Origin of the sequence: Halosimplex rarum (assembly GCF_047715405.1) — an archaeon.
Taxonomy (GTDB): Archaea; Halobacteriota; Halobacteria; order Halobacteriales; family Haloarculaceae; genus Halosimplex; species Halosimplex rarum.
Genome location: NZ_CP180412.1, coordinates 3,766,733 through 3,780,971 on the forward strand (window position 1 = coordinate 3,766,733; position 14,239 = coordinate 3,780,971).

Below are 14,239 nucleotides of genomic sequence, written 5' to 3' on the forward strand. Positions count from 1 at the left end.
TCGACATAGTTCCGACGCTGTGGACGGTGTCAGCACAGCGATTATCACGCCGCTCGCGGGAGACCACGACGTGACAGAGCGATTCGTCTCGGGTGAGACGGTCCGGACGGAGACAGTGACTGGCCGCCGCTATCGCGGTCTCGGGCCGGGGCCGCACCAGGGCGTACTCGTCTTGCACGGCGGTGGTGGCGCGGGCGGGTACGAGCGGGGATACGCCGCGCTGCTCGCCGAGCACGGATACACCGCGCTGTGTGTCGAGTACTTCGGCGCGCCCGGGGTTCCAGACGTTCTCGAACGGATCCCGCTGGAGACGTTCGGCGCTGCGGCGCGCTGGCTCCGGGGCCGACCGGACGTCTGCGACGCCCCGGTCGGGGTCGTCGGGTTCTCTCGCGGCGGTGAAGCGGCGCTGCTGTCCGGTTCGCACTTCGACGCGTTCGGTGCGGTCGTCGCGTACGTCCCGAGTTGCTACGCGTTCCCGGCGCCCGCGTGGATGGACGGCGTCGCCGAGGGGCGAGCGGCGTGGACGCTCGACGGCGAGCCGGTGCCGTTCCTCCCCATCGACGAACACGTGACCGATGCGGACGGGATCGACGCCCCGCTCGGGGAGGAACCGCCGAACGCGGCGACGCTTGCCCTGGACCGTTCCACGGCCGAGCAACGAGAGCGGGCGGCTATCCCCGTCGAAGACATCGACGGCCCCGTGCTGCTGGTCTCCGGCGGCCGGGACACGGTGTGGCCGGCGACCGCGTTCTCGGAGCGAGTCGTCCATCGTCTCGAGGCGAACGACCACCCCTACTCGGTCGAACACCGGTCGTACTCCGATGCCGGGCACGCGATCAGGGTTCCCTACCGGTTCGACGAGAGCGACGACCGCGCCGACGAGCACTGGCTGGGCGGGACGAACGAAGCCAACGCACGCGCCGCTGCGGACGCCTGGCGGCGAACGCTGGAGACACTCGCCGTCGTCGGACGAGGAGGCCGGTTCTGGACTGACCGCTGCGAGTGACGGCGCTCCAGCGCCCGAAGCCCGTCGAGGACGACCGGTCGTATCAGTAGAATAATCTGATCCGGTGCTGCATTGCGGGACATGTCAGACGGCTACACCCGGCCGGACTGGATCGACAGGCAACCCGGGCTGACCGCGTTCGCGGTGGTGAGCGCCGTTCTCGCGCTGTCGGTCCTCCTGCCGTATCTCCAGTTCGTCCTGTTCGGCGTCGTGCTCGCGTACATCCTGTACCCCGTCCAGCGGCGGGTCGAGCGCTACGTCAGACCGACGTTCGCGGCGCTGGCGCTCGTCGCGGCCACGTTGCTCCTCGTGTTGATCCCGCTCGTCTACGTGGTCTCCATCGCCGCTCGGCAGGCGTTCGGGGTGGTGCGAGCCATCAGAGGGGGCGAACTCGACCTCGCGACCATCGAGGGGCTGCTTGAGACGAACGGATACGCCGTCGACCTCGTCGCGCTGTACGAGGCGAACCAGGAACGGATCGCTGCGGGGATCCGGCAGATCACGATGGGGGCGCTCGACCTCGCCGGCAGTCTCCCGGGACTGTTCATCGGGGTAACCGTCACGCTGTTCGTCCTCTTCGCCCTGCTGCGCGACGGCGAACGGCTGGTGTCGTGGTTCCAGTGGGTCCTGCCGGTCGAGGACCCGATCCTGGACGAACTCCGCGAGGGGCTGGACGACCTCATGTGGGCCTCCGTCGTCGGGAACGTCGCCGTCGCGGCCATCCAGGCGGTCATGCTCGGGGTCGGACTGGTGGTCGCCGGCGTCCCGGCGGTCGTCTTCCTCACCGTCGCCACGTTCGTCCTGACGCTGCTCCCGCTCGTCGGCGCGTTCGGGGTCTGGATCCCGGCCTCGGTCTACCTGGTCGCGAACGGACAGCAGACCGCCGGCGCGGCGCTCGCCGTCTACGGCCTGTTCGTCACCTTCTCGGACTCGTACCTCCGTCCGGCGCTCATCGGCCAGACCGCCGCGTTCAACTCCGCCACCGTCGTCGTCGGCATCTTCGGCGGGCTCGCCGTCTTCGGCGCGGTCGGCCTGTTCGTCGGCCCCGTCGTCCTCGGCGGTGCGAAACTCGCGCTCGACTGCTTCGCCCGGGCGTCGACCGAGAGTTCGGCCGCCGCCGACGCTCTCGGACGCACGGGAGGCGGGTCGGGTTCCGCCGACGCGGTCGACGAGCCGGCGAGCGGCCCCGACGAGGAGGGAGCCGACGAACGAAACGAGCCGAGCTAAAAACCGGGTGCGTGGAGTCGGGCCGCCGACCGACTCAGCTTCCGCCGTCCGTCTCCGTCGCGGTCACGTCTTCTCCCTGCTCGGGCGGGACGATCTGCAGGACGGCGCCGGTCTCGCCGTCGGGGACGCCGCGTCGGTTCACCAGGACGTAGATCTCGCCGTTCCGGTCCTGACCGAACTGCCTGACGAACCAGTCGAACCCGTCGACGAACTGGAGTTCGGCCATCTCCCACAGGTCCTCGCGCGGCACGTCGTCGGGGCCGATCTCCGGCGCCTCCTCGCCGCCGGGCGTCTCGGTCTCCTCCCCGGCGGCCGTCTCGGTTCCGGCAGGCGTCGCGGTGTCCGTCGGGGTCTCCGTTCCGGTTCCCGTGCCGTCGGCGCCGAAGTCGTCCGGTGGCATCGCGGTGAACACGCGACCGAGCGGTTCGGACCGCGCGGGGTCGGCCGACCAGTCGCCGAAGACGTACGCGCCCTGGAGTTCGGCGACGGTGTCGTTCTCGTAGCGGTGACCGCCGACGATGGTGATCCCGACGCTCTGGCCCTGGTAGACGTGCGGGTACTCGACGACGGGGTCGATCAGGTCGCTCCCGTCGTAGGGCGCCTCGTCGGGTTCCGACTCGGGACAGTCGGTGATCGCCTCCACGTCGCTGGGTTCCTCGGTGCTGAAGCAGTGGGTCCCCTCCTTGACGTTCCAGCCGTAGTTGCCGCCGCGCTCGACGACGTTGGCCTCCTCCCAGAGGTTCTGCCCGGCGTCGGAGACGAACAGGTTCCCCTCCGAATCGAAGTCGATGCCGAAGGGGTTGCGGAACCCGTAGGCGTAGATCTCGTCCATGACGTCGTCCTCGTCGACGAACGGGTTGTCGTCGGGGATGCCATAGGGTCGCTCTTCGTCAGTGTCCGCTCCGGTCGGCGTTCCGCCGGGCGTTGCAGTGCCGTTGTCAGCTCCCTCGTCGACGTCGATGCGGATGACGTCCCCGAGCAGGTTGTGTCTGAGGTCCTGCCCGTTGCCGCCGTCGTTCGTCTCGTACCAGTCGTCGGCGTGGCCGTACATGTCGTCGTTGGCGCCGCCGCCGTCGCCCATCGGGACGTAGAGGTAGTCGTCGGGGCCGAACGCCATCGGGCCGGCGTCGTGGTTGTACTGCGGGTGCGGGATCCGCAGGAGCTGTCGCTCGGAGTCGGGCTCGACCGAGTCCCCGCCCTCGCTCATCGCGAACTCCGAGACCACCTCGACGTGGTCCCAGTGAATCGATCGCAACTCCTCGGTCGGCGGGGCGCTGTAGTGGAGGTAGAGCAGTCCGTTGTCGCCGAACTCCGGATGGGTCGCGACGCCGAGGAGGCCCCGCTCGTCGTAGTCCTGCGTCTGGCTCGCGTACAGGCCGTAGAACGTCCCGAGTTCGACCATCCGGTCGCTCACGTCGATCAACGGCTCGTCGCGGACGCCGTTCTCGCGGACGAGGTACAGCTCGCCGGTCTGGTCGGTGACGAAAAAGCGGCCCGTGCCGTCGTCCGGGTCGGCGAAGTCCGTCGGCGCCGTCAGCGGCCCGTCGGCGACTTGCTGGACGCCGACCTCGGCGCCGGCCTCGAAGAACCCGGCGCCGACGCCGGGCGTCCCGGTTTCTGTCTCGGTGTCGGTGTCAGTGTCGGTCGCGGCCTCGGTCCCGGTCGCCGTTTCGGTCTCCGCCCCCGGTGTAGCCGTGGCGCCCTCCGTCACCTCGATGTCGCCGATCATCGTGTTCGGGTGGACGGTACAGATGTACTGGGCCATCTCCGTGGTCGCCGTGAACGTCAGCGACCGGGTCGCGCCCTGCTCGGACATCGTCTCCGTCGCCGTGATCGTCTCCCCCTGGTCGTCCTGGATCGTGAAGTCGTGGGCCGCGCCGTCCAGGTTCTCCCAGACGACCTCGTACTCGGTCCCGGCTGTCAGTTCGAGGGTCGGGTTCTCCTCGTCGGCGATCGACTCCGGTTCCTGGCCCGTCCAGGCGGACACCTCCCCGCCGAACCGGTAGGTCTGCGCCTGGCGACCGAACGCGAGGTTTCCGAACCCCGCGATCGCACCGGTCGCCGCGCCGACTTCGAGGAGGCGCCGCCGCGAGGGCCGCCAGCCGCTAGTCTCGCCAGTCTGATCCACTGATCGGTCTGTCTCGTCCGAACTGTCTGTCATGTGTTACCACGTCAATCACTCGGCGGGCGCGATGAAAACGGCCAAACACCGTTTTCTCGGTATCCCCGGAAAAACTTCGATAGAGCCGGCCTATCGGGTGGCGGGTGCCGAATGTGACCGCGGATACCGAACGCGATAGGCGCCGGGCGACAGGCGGTCGGTCCGAAGAGAGCGGGTACGCTTACACGTCTGCGGCCGGGGAGGTGCTGCGCATCCGCCCGTCGGCGGTAAGTCGTGCCGACCGGACGGGTCGCCTCGCCCGATTTCGAACGAAACGTCGCCTTACGCGGGCTCGGAGCGCGTCCGAGTATCGGGTCGAAGGCGTCTCAGATGCGAAATACGTTCGGTCCGACCGGCGCCGGGGAACGACTGCTTACTGCGCGCGGCGCTGCCGGCCCCAGCGTGAGAAAGCGGACGCAGTCAGTCGGCGGAGGCGGGGGCCTCGCACTCGCAGTCGGCCTTGTCGATCTCGTAGAGGTTCTGTCGGGCGTCCGCGAAGTAGACGTCTTCCTCGACGACGCCGATCGCTTCGAGCCGTTCGAGGGCGTAGCGGACGGTGCGTGCGGAGAGCATCGACTCCTCGACGATCCCTTTCTGCGTCAGTGGGCCGTCGTACTCCAGTACTTTGTAGACGAGTTTCGCGCTCGGCGGCAGATCGCTGAGGTCGTCCCCGTCTGTGTCGGGCATCGATAGGACGGAGGGACGCGCGTACAATAAAGATTGACACTGGAGTTAGCCAAGATCCGTCGGACGCGCCGGATCGCGGCCGAATCGGGGGGCTATCCCGGGCGCGGTCTCGTCCCCCGTTCCGGCCGCTGGTCGCGCTCCTGATCGGCGGTCCGCGGGGAGGGGAACGAACGGCTTTTTAGCCCGCGTGGCCGAGACGGACGTATGGCTACCGAAACCGCCGAGGGCTGGGACGACCACCTCCGGGGGCTGACGGTGACGACGTTCGCCTCCCTGCTGGGGCTCGGCGCCGGCGTCGCCGCCGCGGCGCTCGCGGCCGGGCCGGGCGACCGGCTCGGGCTCTACCTGCTCGGGGCGGCCGTCCTCGTCCAGATCCCGGTGTACTCGGTGATCGGCATCGACGTGGACGACTTCGGCGCGAAGGAGTACCTCTACGTCGCGTTCATCACCTTCTCGCTGTGGTTCGTCTCCTGGGGAATCCTGCTGACCGCGGAGACCTCCCTGTAACGATGGCGGACGATTCGATCGCGGTCGTCGACCTCGACAGGTGCCAACCCGACCGCTGCAACTACGAGTGTTCGAACTTCTGCCCGCCGAACCGCTCGGGCAAGGAGTGTATCGTCACGCGCGAGGAGCGCTTCGGCGAGGACGAGCCCTACGAGGGCGCCCCCGACCAGATCCACATCTCCGAGGAGATCTGCCTCGGCGAAACCTGTGGCATCTGCGTCAACAAGTGCCCGTTCGACGCCATCGAGATCATCAACCTCCCGCAGGAACTGGACGACGACCCCGTCCACCGTTACGGCGAGAACGCCTTCGCGCTCTACGGCCTGCCCGCGCCCCAGCAGGGACAGGTCACCGGTATCCTCGGCCCGAACGGTATCGGGAAGACCACCGCCGTCCGCATCCTCGCCGACGAGATGGCTCCGAACCTCGGCCAGGTGTCTGGCGAGGCGCCCGGCTGGGAGGCCATCATGGAGGAGTACCGCGGGACGGAACTGCAGAACTACCTCGAAGCGCTGCGCGCCGGCGACGTGACGGTCGCGCGCAAACCGCAGTACGTCGACCAGATCCCCGACCAGTTCGACGGGACGACTCGCGAACTGCTGGAGCGGACCGACGAGCGCGGCGCGCTCTCGGAGTTGATCGAGCGAGTCGGCATCGGGCCGGTCGTCGACCAGGACATCGACACGCTCTCCGGCGGCGAGCTCCAGCGCGTCGCCCTCGTGGCCTGTCTCGCCCGCGACGCCGACTTCTACTTCCTCGACGAGCTGACCCCCTACCTCGACATCGGCCAGCGGATGACCGCCGCGCGGCTCGTCCGCGAACTCGCCGACGAGGAGGATCGCTCGATGCTCGTCGTCGAGCACGACCTGGCCATCCTCGACCTGCTCGCCGACACCATCCACGTCGCCTACGGGTCGCCCGGCGCGTTCGGTGTCATCACGAGCCCGAAATCGACGAAAAACGGGATCAACGAGTACCTCGGCGGCTATCTGGAGAACGAGAACATGCGCGTCCGCCAGGAGTCGATCACCTTCGAGGAGCACGCTCCCCGCCAGACCGCGGAGGGCGACGTGGTCGTCGAGTACCCCGACCTCACGAAGTCCTACGGCGACGGCGAGTTCTCGCTCGAAGTCGAGGGCGGCACCATCGAGGAGAACGAGGTCCTCGGTGTCGTCGGCCCCAACGGCATCGGGAAGTCGACGTTCGCCAAGCTGCTCGCCGGCCGGCTCGAACCCGACGGGGGCACGGTGGACGCGAAGCTGGACATCGCCTACAAGCCCCAGTACGTCGAGATCGACCAGCCGATGCGCGTCGACGCCTTCCTCGCCTCCATCACCGACGACTTCGGCACCTCCTACTGGAACACGGAGATCGCCGACCCCCTGCAGTTGGACCGCATCATGGAGCAGGACCTCACCGACCTCTCGGGCGGCGAGCGCCAGCGAGTCGCCATCGCGGCCTGCCTGTCGGAGGACGCCGACCTCTACCTGCTCGACGAGCCCTCGGCCCACCTCGACGTGGAACAGCGGGTGCGCGCCACGAGCGCCATCCGGCGCTACGCCGAGAACCACGACGCCACCGCGCTGGTCATCGACCACGACATCTACATGGTCGACCTGCTCGCCGACCGCCTGCTCGTCTTCGACGGCGAACCGGCCGAACACGGCCACGCCTCGCCGCCCGTCGGCATGCGCGACGGCATGAACGAGTTCCTCGCCAACCTCGATATCACCTTCCGCCGCGACGAGCGCACCGGCCGCCCGCGCATCAACAAGCCGGGCAGCCAACTCGACCGCGAGCAGAAGAACGCCGGCGAGTACTATTACTCGGACTGATCGGGGCGAGGCGATCTGCTTCGTCTCGCTTGTGCAATGGTGTTCAGTACAGCCCGCAGAGTGAACAATTGCAGTGGCGCGCGCTGTCGAGCGTGCCCGCGTCTCACGCGGGCCGCTCGAAACAGCCGCGCGAGGGATGAGCGAATGAGCGGCGCGAACGAGCGAATCGGCTGGGGAGGCTTGTGGCCGTCTGCGGTGCTGTGCGGGTGCTGTTGCGGTGTTGTCCCTGGTGGATTGAAAGGGCGAGGTGGGCTCGCGTGCAGTTTAGTCGCCTGAGCGACCCCTATCCGAAGCGGCCGCAGGCCGCGAGGATATGTCGCTCAGCGACCGCGAGCGCGCCGAGGGCTTTCAACTCACAGTATTCACTGCGGTAGCATCTCCGATGAGCGAGCGCGCCGAGGGCTTTCAACGCCTGCTGTACTCTGTGGTCGCCGACGCGAGCACGCGGGCGACGTACTGCTGTCGCCAGAGCAGCCAGCCGCCGAGACACACCGAGAGCAGGCCGAGGGCGGTGACGCCGACGGCGTCCCAGTGGGTCTTCGCGAGCGCGCAGGACAGCGTCTCTCGCGCGCACGCTCCGAACAGGGGCTGGGCGACGGCACCGAGGTACACCAGCCCGACTCCCGCCGCTACGACCCCGACTCCCGCGAACGCTTTCAGCAGCATCTCCCGACCGCTCGGTGGATCGGCGAGGATCGACTCTCGCACGCCTTCGCGCGGACCCGCCGCCTGCGAGAACCCGGCGGTCAGGAGTAACAGGAGCGCGACGGGGGCGACGAACAGCCCGATCGACATCATGCCCAGGATCGCCAGCCCGATCGTCGGGAGGGCGGCAGCCCAGACGAGCGGCGTCCGGTTCGTCCACGCGCCGACCGCGGCGACGGCGGCGAGCGCGACGACGGACAGCACCCACGCCGCGAAGTACGCGTCGGCGAACGGGTCCGGGGAGAGCAGGGCGAACGCGGCCGCGCCCGAAGCGACGACGGCGAGCGCGCTCGACCGGCGGGCGGCCGTCTCGGGCGACGGGACGCCGATCGCGAGCGTCACGAGCGCGGAACACCCCGATTTTCGTCTCGCAGGTCGACGGCTGTGCTCACACCCGATGACGGCTCCATAACGAACCCTACGAGGAACGGGACCGTTACGTCACCGCCGGTCGCTGGCGCCACCCCCTGTCGGGACGGCCACCCCTATAGGGACCGCCCTTCGTACGCCGGCATCGCGCTTACCGCTCCGACGGGAGTATCGACCGCAGAGCCCTCGAATATGCCCGAAATCGGATACACGCTGTCGAGCGAGGAGCACCACCCGAACGACCTCGTCGAGTACGCGAGCCGCGCGGAGGAGGTCGGGTTCGACTTCCTCTCGATCTCCGACCACTTCCACCCGTGGAACAGCGAGCAGGGCGAGTCGCCGTTCGTCTGGTCGACGCTGGGCGGCGTCGCGACGGCGACCGACGACATCGACGTCGGCGTGGGCGTCTCGGCGCCGATCGTCCGCTACCACCCGGCGATCTACGCGCAGGCGGCCGCGACGGCGGCGGCGATGTTCGACGGCCGCGACTTCTACGCCGGCGTCGGGACCGGCGAGGCGCTCAACGAGCACTTCGTCGGCGACCGCTGGCCCGAACACGAGGTCCGCCTGGAGATGCTCGAAGAGGCCGTCGAGGTCGTCGACAGGCTCTGGAGCGGCGAGCAGGTCAGCCACCACGGCGAGCACTACACCGTCGAGAACGCGAAGCTGTTCACCCTGCCCGAGGAGCGCCCGCCGATCTGCGTCTCGGCCTACGGCGAGCGAACCGCGAAGGCGGCCGCCGAGTTCGGCGACGGCTTCTGGTCGGTCGGCCCCCAGGAGACCGTCCAGACCTGGGAAGCGGAAGGCGGCGACGGCCCCCGGCTCTGTCAGCTCCAGGCCTGCGTCGCCGACAGCGAGGACGAGGCCGTCTCGACCGCCCACGAGCTGTGGCCGAATTCGGGGCTGCCGGGGGAGATGAGCGCCATCCTCCCCACGCCGACGCACTTCGAGCAGGCGACGCAACTGGTCTCCGAGGATGACATCAGGGAGGGATCCATCCTGACTGGCCCGGACGCACAGCAGCACATCGACGCCATCCAGGAGGCGCTCGACGCGGGCTACGACCACGTCTACACCATGCAGATCGGCGACGACCAGGAGGCGCTGTTCGACCTCTACCGCGAGGAGGTCCTGCCCTCGTTCTCGTAGGTCGCGACCGACCGCGGACGGGACGGACGCACTGCCCGCGGTCGCGCGGCGCTCGCGACCGTTGCCGCCCACCGAAACCCCGTTGGGTCTGTGGCCCGACCAGCGTCCATGGGCACGATCAGCGCGGACTTCTCCGAGGACACCGTGATCGTCACCGGCGCCAGCTCCGGCATCGGCCGCGCGGTCGCGGTCGGCTTCGGCGAGGCGGGCGCGACGGTGATCAACGCCGACGTGCGCGCCGACCCGAAAGACCGGAACCCGGATGCGGCGGCCGGCGACGCCGAGACGCCGACGCACGAACTCGTCGACGCGGAGACATCGGGCCGCGGCGAGTTCGTCGAGACGGACGTGGCCGAGTACGACGACCTCGCCTCCGTCGTCGAGGGCGCCCGCGAGTTCGGGGGCGTCGACGTGATGGTCAACAACGCCGGGATCCACGTCAGCCGCGAGTTCCTCGACGTGACGCCCGAGGAGTACGACCGCCTCCACGCGGTCAACGCCCGCGGCGCGTTCTTCGGGACGCAACTCGCCGCACAGGACATGATCGACCGCGACGAACCCGGGACGGTCGTCAACACCGCCTCGACCACCAGCGAGAACGCCGAGTGGGAGCACTCTCACTACGCGACGACCAAGGGGGCAGTGAAGATGCTCACCCAGAGCGCCGCGCTCGAACTCGCCCGGCACGGCGTCCGCGTCAACGCCGTCGCGCCCGGACCCATCGCCACCGAAATCACCGAGGGCTGGTCCGAACGGGCCGAAGACTCCGTGAACGAGGGCCGCGAACCGCCCACCCGCGCGGGCCGCCCCGCGGACCTGAAAGACGCCTACCGCTACCTCGCCAGCGAAGGCGCCGACTACGTCACCGGCGAGGTGCTCTGGGTCGACGGCGGCAGCAACATCTGATGGGGCGGCCAGATCAGTAACGGAGGTTACAAAAACGCGGTTCAGCGAGCGCTTTTGGGTGACTTCGCCGTGGATCCAAGTATGCTCCTCGCCGGCAGCGACGACGGGGTGTATCGGCTCTCCGATCTGGACGACTCGGCGGAGACGACCGCCGAGCAGGTCCTCGACAGCGCCCGCGTCGAGCGCGTCCGACAGTTCGACGCAGTAGAAGGGGTGTTCGCGGCGACGAAGACGGGTCTGTTTCACTCACGCGACGGCGACTCGTGGACAGACCTCGGCGTCCCGCAGGAACGGGTGTACTCGGTCGGCGCGAGTCCGTCCGGCGACAGACTCTACGCGGGGACGAAACCGGCCCACGTCTACGTGGCCGAACTGGCGGACGCCGACGGACTCGACGACGTCGAGTGGCGGGACCTCGACGACTTCCAAGAACTCCCCTCCCGCGAGGAGTGGCGGCTGCCGCGCCACGAGAACCTCGCGCAGGTTCGGGACCTCCACTTCGACCCCGCCGAACCCGATAGAATCGTCGCCGGCGTCGAGGTGGGTGGGGTCCACGCCAGCGACGACGGGGGCGAGACCTGGGAAGAGCGGCGCGACGGGGTGAACGACGACATCCACGAACTCCACGTGGTCGGGCCCGGCGAGTACGTCGCCGCGACGGGATTCGGCCTGTTCCGGTCGACTGACGCGGGCCGGTCGTGGACGCGGCTCGACGATGGGGTCGACCAGCGGTACTTCCGGACGGCGTTCTCGCTGGACGGGACGATATACGCCGGGGGCGCGCTGGAGAACTCCTCGACGTGGGAGGACGACGACGCCGACCCCGAACTGTTCGCGGTGCGGGACGGCGGGCTCGAACCCGTCGACTTCCCGACGGCCGACGAGACGGTCACGGGGATGACCTCCGTCGACGGCGACCTCGTCGTCGCGACTCACCGTGGATCGGTCCGCGCGGACCGGTCGGACGGCTGGGTCGCCGTCGGCGAGGTGCCCGTCACCGACGACTTCACCGGTCGATACACGCCGCTGACGTGGGTCGAGGGCTGACCCCCGCCCGGACCGCGCCTACTGCCGCCGCTCGTCGGCCACGGTCTCGATGGTGTCACAGACGATATCGAGACCGGTCTCGGCCTGCTCGCGCGTCATCACGAGCGGCGGGAGCAGCCGCAGGACGTTGTCGTCGCGGCCGCCGCCCCACGCGAGGACGCCCCGCTCCATGCAGCGCCGGCGGACCTCGCTCACGGCGTCCGGGGCCGGACGCCCCTCCTCGTCAACGAACTCGGCGCCGACGAATAGGCCGAGTCCCCGGACCTGGCCGACGAGCGGATCGTCGACGCCGCGGAGCCGTCCGCGGATGTACTCCCCGAGCCGGGTCGCGTGGTCGAGCAGGTCGTGGGCCTCGATGTACTCGATAGAGCGCAGGGCGGCGCGCATCGCGACGTTGTACCCCCGGAACGTACCGGTGTGACCGCCCGGTCCCCAGGTGTCCAATTCCTCGCGGTAGACCGTCGCCGAGAGCGGGTGGCCGTTGCCGATGCCCTTCCCGACGGTCATCGCGTCGGGCGTCACATCGAAGTGGTCGCTGGCCCACCACTCGCCGGTGCGGCCCATCCCGGTCTGGATCTCGTCGACGATCAGCGGCACGTCGTAGTCGTCGCAGAGGTCGCGCAGCCCGGACATGAACCCCTCCGGCGGGACGACGACGCCGCCCTCGCCCTGGATCGGTTCGACCCAGACGCCAGCGGGGTTGGGCATCGCGCCGTAGCGGTCGCCCAGCAGGGTCTGCACGTCGTCCAGCGCCCGGTCGACGGCCGCCTGCGGCGTCCCGTCCTGCCGGAAGGGGTAGGGGTACTGGGCGTGTTCGACCTCGGCGAGGAGCGGCGTGTAGTCGCGCTTGTACTTCCCGTCGGCGCTGAGGCTGAAGGCGCCGGAGGTCTCGCCGTGGAACGCGCCGTAGAAGGCGATCATCCCGCGATTCCCGGTGTACTGTTTGGCGAGTTTGATAGAGCCCTCGACGGCGTCGCTCCCCGTGGGACCGCCGAAGACGACCCGACTCGCTCCGGCGAGCCCGCCGGGTGCGATCGATTCGAGTTTCTCGATCAGGTCGAGTCGCGGCTCGGTCGGGAAGTCGAGCGAGTGCGGCAGGGTGTGGGCCTGCTCGGCGGCCGCCTCGGCGACGTAGGGGTTGGCGTGGCCGACGTTGAGGACGCTGATGCCGGCGAAGAAGTCCAGGTAGCGGTTGCCGTCCACGTCCTCGATAGTCGCGCCCTTGCCCTCGCGGAACCCGATGGGCATCTCGGTCGGGTACAGCACCGCGGAACTCTCCGCGGCGCGCTGGCGCTCGCGGAGCCGCCGGGACCTGGGGCCGGGGACCTCGTCGACGGTCGGCGCGTCGTCGAAGTGCAGCTCCTCGATGGGTGGGGGCGCGGTCATGCCCGTCCTTGGGTTTTGGATGGTTTTTCAGTTGGTTTCCCCGACTGATTTTCCGCTTCTCCGGCGAGCGCTCGCGCCGGTCCCGTGGCACGGCGGAGGACCGGTGGCTCCCGCAGCCGAGGCGCTGTCGGCTCGCGCGATCGAAGTCAGGGGCTCTCGGACCCCCGAAAGGCCCTTCGCCGTGGCCGACCGATGAACGCCCGTGCACGACTACCACGTCCACTCGTCGTACTCCGACGGCGAGTTCCTCGAGGGGATGGTGGAGGCGGCAGCCGACGCCGGCCTGGACGGGGTCGGGTTCGCCGACCACTGCAACGTCTCCGAGCGCGAGCATCTGAGGCGGTACAAGAAACGGTTCGGCTTCAACCTCGACCTGACCTACGAGCGACGCCGCGAGGCCATCGCGGAGCTGCGCGAGGAGTTCGGTCTCCGGATCTTCGACGCCGTCGAGGTCGACTACCACCCCGCGGACGAAGCCGAGATCAGAGCGTTCCTCGCCGAGGCCGACTTCGACTACGTCGTCGGGAGCGTCCACGAGATCGAGGAAGCCAACGTCCACTGGGACTACTTCGCCGACCGCACCGACGAGCAACAGCACGCCGCAGTCGACGAGTACTTCCACCGGGTGGTCGATCTGGTCGAGTCGGGGCTGTTCGACGTGGCCGCTCACCTCGACATCGTCGAGCGCAACCCCGCGCTCCGGGGGTACGCGACTCGCGACCACTACGAGGCGGTGGCGGCGGCGCTGGCCGACTCGAAGACCGTGCCGGAACTCAACGCCGGGCGGATCCAGGCCGACTACGGCGAGTTCCATCCGGGCCCCGACTTCCTGTCGGTCCTCGCGGAGTACGACGTACCGGTGACCATCGGGTCGGACGCTCACTCGCCGCGAGAACTGCGAGAACGGATCCCGATCCTCTCCGACGGGCTCGACGCCGCTCCCCTCGACGTCGTCGAACTGTCGGTCTGACCTCCCGTCTCAGTTCGACGCGGTGTCGAGGTCGGCGTCGATGGCGCCGTCGAGACCGTCGTCGCCCACGACGTACTCCTCTTCGTCCGACTCGTCCGCGACCCTCTCGCCCTCGGGCTCCTGGGACTCCGTCACCGTGTCGTCGCCGGTGACCGAGACGAACAGTTCACCGAGCTCGCGCGTGCGTTCGTTCTGCTGGGATTCACTCATTACGACCGTTCTTGCGCTGGACCGAGGATAGCGCTGGCGCCTAACTATGTTGGTCCTCTCGCGAGTCGCCGAAG

13 protein-coding genes are annotated in these 14,239 nt (G+C 69.0%); 8 read left to right on the forward strand and 5 right to left on the reverse strand.

Translation table 11 applies throughout. The features are described 5' to 3' along the window. Positions 1-70: 70 nt before the first annotated feature. Together ACMGFH_RS18015 and ACMGFH_RS18020 are read left to right on the forward strand one after the other, a co-directional pair. A complete protein-coding gene (locus ACMGFH_RS18015) occupies positions 71-1,006 on the forward strand; it encodes an acyl-CoA thioester hydrolase/BAAT C-terminal domain-containing protein (RefSeq protein ID WP_415379857.1) in 936 nt (311 codons plus the stop codon). 81 nt (positions 1,007-1,087) lie between these two features. Next, positions 1,088-2,233, forward strand: coding sequence for an AI-2E family transporter (locus tag ACMGFH_RS18020; RefSeq protein WP_415379859.1), 1,146 nt, complete (start codon positions 1,088-1,090; stop codon positions 2,231-2,233). Between the two features lie 34 nt (positions 2,234-2,267). Here ACMGFH_RS18020 and ACMGFH_RS18025 read toward each other — a convergent pair whose 3' ends face one another. Next, positions 2,268-4,394 carry a PQQ-dependent sugar dehydrogenase gene (locus tag ACMGFH_RS18025; RefSeq protein ID WP_415379860.1) on the reverse strand — a complete coding sequence of 709 codons (2,127 nt, stop codon included), beginning with the start codon at positions 4,392-4,394 and terminating at the stop codon, positions 2,268-2,270. A gap of 420 nt (positions 4,395-4,814) precedes the next feature. After that, the gene (locus tag ACMGFH_RS18030; RefSeq protein WP_415379862.1) at positions 4,815-5,081 is read right to left on the reverse strand and encodes a winged helix-turn-helix transcriptional regulator; all 267 of its coding nucleotides are present in this window, start codon (positions 5,079-5,081) and stop codon (positions 4,815-4,817) included. A 204-nt stretch (positions 5,082-5,285) separates the two neighbouring features. Here ACMGFH_RS18030 and ACMGFH_RS18035 point away from each other — a divergent pair, with 204 nt between their 5' ends. Further along, positions 5,286-5,588 (forward strand): hypothetical protein, encoded by a 303-nt coding sequence (locus ACMGFH_RS18035; protein WP_415379864.1) that lies wholly within the window; start codon positions 5,286-5,288, stop codon positions 5,586-5,588. Positions 5,589-5,590: 2 nt separating this feature from the next. Beyond that, positions 5,591-7,423 (forward strand): ribosome biogenesis/translation initiation ATPase RLI, encoded by a 1,833-nt coding sequence (locus ACMGFH_RS18040; RefSeq protein ID WP_415379865.1) that lies wholly within the window; start codon positions 5,591-5,593, stop codon positions 7,421-7,423. A 405-nt stretch (positions 7,424-7,828) separates the two neighbouring features. Here ACMGFH_RS18040 and ACMGFH_RS18045 read toward each other — a convergent pair whose 3' ends face one another. Further along, entirely contained in the window at positions 7,829-8,470 is a 642-nt protein-coding gene (locus tag ACMGFH_RS18045) for a hypothetical protein (protein ID WP_415379866.1), read from the reverse strand. Between the two features lie 219 nt (positions 8,471-8,689). Here ACMGFH_RS18045 and ACMGFH_RS18050 point away from each other — a divergent pair, with 219 nt between their 5' ends. The 3 genes from ACMGFH_RS18050 to ACMGFH_RS18060 all read left to right on the forward strand — a co-directional run bounded on the left by ACMGFH_RS18050 (position 8,690) and on the right by ACMGFH_RS18060 (position 11,599). After that, entirely contained in the window at positions 8,690-9,646 is a 957-nt protein-coding gene (locus tag ACMGFH_RS18050; protein WP_415379867.1) for a TIGR03557 family F420-dependent LLM class oxidoreductase, read from the forward strand. Positions 9,647-9,754: 108 nt separating this feature from the next. After that, positions 9,755-10,552 carry an SDR family NAD(P)-dependent oxidoreductase gene (locus ACMGFH_RS18055; RefSeq protein WP_415379868.1) on the forward strand — a complete coding sequence of 266 codons (798 nt, stop codon included), beginning with the start codon at positions 9,755-9,757 and terminating at the stop codon, positions 10,550-10,552. Positions 10,553-10,633: 81 nt separating this feature from the next. Further along, entirely contained in the window at positions 10,634-11,599 is a 966-nt protein-coding gene (locus ACMGFH_RS18060) for a WD40/YVTN/BNR-like repeat-containing protein (RefSeq protein ID WP_415379869.1), read from the forward strand. 18 nt (positions 11,600-11,617) lie between these two features. On the opposite strand, the gene ACMGFH_RS18065 is transcribed toward ACMGFH_RS18060, so the two are convergent. Further along, the gene (locus tag ACMGFH_RS18065) at positions 11,618-12,985 is read right to left on the reverse strand and encodes an aspartate aminotransferase family protein (protein ID WP_415379870.1); all 1,368 of its coding nucleotides are present in this window, start codon (positions 12,983-12,985) and stop codon (positions 11,618-11,620) included. 202 nt (positions 12,986-13,187) lie between these two features. Here ACMGFH_RS18065 and ACMGFH_RS18070 point away from each other — a divergent pair, with 202 nt between their 5' ends. Further along, on the forward strand, positions 13,188-13,955 hold the full coding sequence (locus ACMGFH_RS18070; protein ID WP_415379871.1) for a PHP domain-containing protein: 768 nt from the start codon (positions 13,188-13,190) through the stop codon (positions 13,953-13,955). A 9-nt stretch (positions 13,956-13,964) separates the two neighbouring features. Here ACMGFH_RS18070 and ACMGFH_RS18075 read toward each other — a convergent pair whose 3' ends face one another. Continuing rightward, a complete protein-coding gene (locus ACMGFH_RS18075) occupies positions 13,965-14,165 on the reverse strand; it encodes a hypothetical protein (protein ID WP_415379872.1) in 201 nt (66 codons plus the stop codon). Positions 14,166-14,239: the final 74 nt, after the last annotated feature.